Here is a 1,962-nt window from a genome sequence, read left to right on the forward strand (position 1 = left end):
CGCCCACCGGGTCACCGGAGGCGGTCGCCCGCCTCCGGTTCCCACAGAACGTAGCGTGCGGATTTACCGCACTACGCTCTTCGGCGGTTGGTTCACAGCACTGCTAGCGCCTGCAGCTTCCCGTATGGGAGGCGCAGTTTTGGTGTCAGCAATGGTGTCCGCTCTTTGATTTGGTTGAAGGCATCCCAAGTGAGACGACGGCCTGCCCAGCTGCGGCTGCACAACATCTTGCGCCAGTAACGCTCGACGACCCGATAGACTTTTACGAGGCTCCGGAGATTTCCAGCGACGCCGTAATAAGCATAGTGGCCGCGTAGGACGGCGTTGATTTCGCTGACCTGTTCACTGATCGTTTGATGTCGTATTCGCTGCATTAGCTCTTGCAGAGACGTAAGGCTGCGCCGTAGCCGAGATTTCTCGGTGCGCATCCCAACCTTGAAGTTACCTTTTCGGTTTCGCGTGCAATAGAGCGTCAGACCCAGGAAGTAGATAGTTTCCGGGCGGTTCCTGCCGCGTTTGCCAGCGTGTCTTTGCGCGAACCGACCAAACTCGACCAACTTGGTCTTGGTCGGCTCCAGAGTGAGGCCGAACTTCCCCAACCGTAGACGCAAGGCATCCTGTACGCGGATGGCGTCCGATCGATATTGGAAACAGATCACAAAGTCATCGATGTAGCGTACCAGTCGGGCTTCGCCCCGCAACCGGCCCCTCACCACGCGTTCAAACCAGAGGTCGAGAACGTAATGAAGGTACACGTTGCTCAGCAGCACGCTAATCGATCCACCTTGCGGGGTTCCCTGCTCGCTCGGATGAACCGCTCCATCTTCCAAGACGCCCGCTTTCAACCAACGCCGGATCAAGCTGATCAGGCGCGGATCGCCTACTCGATGTTCGACAAACCGGAGGACCCAATCATGATTGAGACTCCCGAAGAAGTTCTTCAAATCCGCCTCCAGCACCCAGCCGATCATGCCGCCGGCGATGACCTCATTGAGGGTCGCCAAGGCGTGATGGGCGCTGAGCTCCGGCCTGCCGCCGAACGAGCAGGGTAAGAAGTCCTGCTCGTAGATGGCGGACAGCACCTCAGCCGTGGTGCGTTGGAGCGCCCGGTCGGCGACAGTTGGAACCCCGAGGGGGCGCTTCTCCGTCTTGCCAGGCTTGGGGATATAGACCCGCCGAATGTTAGGCGCGCGATATCCCTGGCGGTGGATGGATTGGAGCACCGGCTCTATCCAGCCCTCGAAGCTCTCCTTCGCCGCCTCCACCGTCTGACCGTCCACCCCGGCGGCGGATCGCTTCGGAATCTTTGATAGATTCTCCAGCACCCGGTCGCGCGTGATATGATGGGCCAGCGAGGTGAAGCGGAGATTTGGCTCCCTTCGAGCTTTCACTGCTATCTGTTCAAGTTTCGTTTCCATGGTCAGCTGATCTTCTCTTTGAATAGAAGGCCGTAACTCCCGTTGCATGGAGCCCATGTCGCCCAAGAACAATTCAACTACCGCTGACCGCTTCCCCGTGTGGCCGGCTCTCCCGTCCTCGGAGTACTATCAGTCAGTATGACTTCCACCCGGTCATCAGACCCTTCTCACCTCTTCGGCTTGGCAGGTCCTACAAGCGTGCGCTTGAACCGGATGGATCTCCCTTGTTCACGTCAACGCCTTTGGTTGCATGCTGGCGGTACGAACCCCGGGAGCACCTTAGACTGCTCGCGTTCGCGCGGTCTTTGGTTCCGCCTTCCCCGTTACGGGAGAGGGTCAGCTACTCCGATCACGATCGATTTCGGGGCTATTTTCCCGTTCACTTCATTCCGGCCTACAACCTCCCTGTCTACGCTTCGCAGCGGCCGTTACCGGACGCCACGCAAGACTTGGTTCGCGGCTGCTCGCTAGGCTTTGCCGCGGCCGTCATCGCAGACGGCAGACTTCAACGCGCTTGCAAGGCGCAACCCGCACAGATCCGGAC

Annotated in this window: 1 protein-coding gene; it reads right to left on the reverse strand. The window is 59.2% G+C overall.

Annotation, left to right across the window (positions count from 1 at the left end):
* Positions 1-92 precede the first annotated feature (92 nt).
* Positions 93-1,475 carry a group II intron reverse transcriptase/maturase gene (gene ltrA, locus AAFX91_RS41190; RefSeq protein ID WP_394570294.1) on the reverse strand — a complete coding sequence of 461 codons (1,383 nt, stop codon included), beginning with the start codon at positions 1,473-1,475 and terminating at the stop codon, positions 93-95.
* Between the last annotated feature and the right edge of the window lie 487 nt (positions 1,476-1,962).

The sequence above is a fragment of the Bradyrhizobium sp. 31Argb genome (assembly GCF_043638955.1).
Taxonomy (GTDB): Bacteria; Pseudomonadota; Alphaproteobacteria; order Rhizobiales; family Xanthobacteraceae; genus Bradyrhizobium.

Bases quoted from the DNA above. Each gene is read 5' to 3' on its own strand.
- ltrA (WP_394570294.1), bottom strand. From the start codon at position 1,475: ATGGGCTCCATGCAACGGGAGTTACGGCCTTCTATTCAAAGAGAAGAT.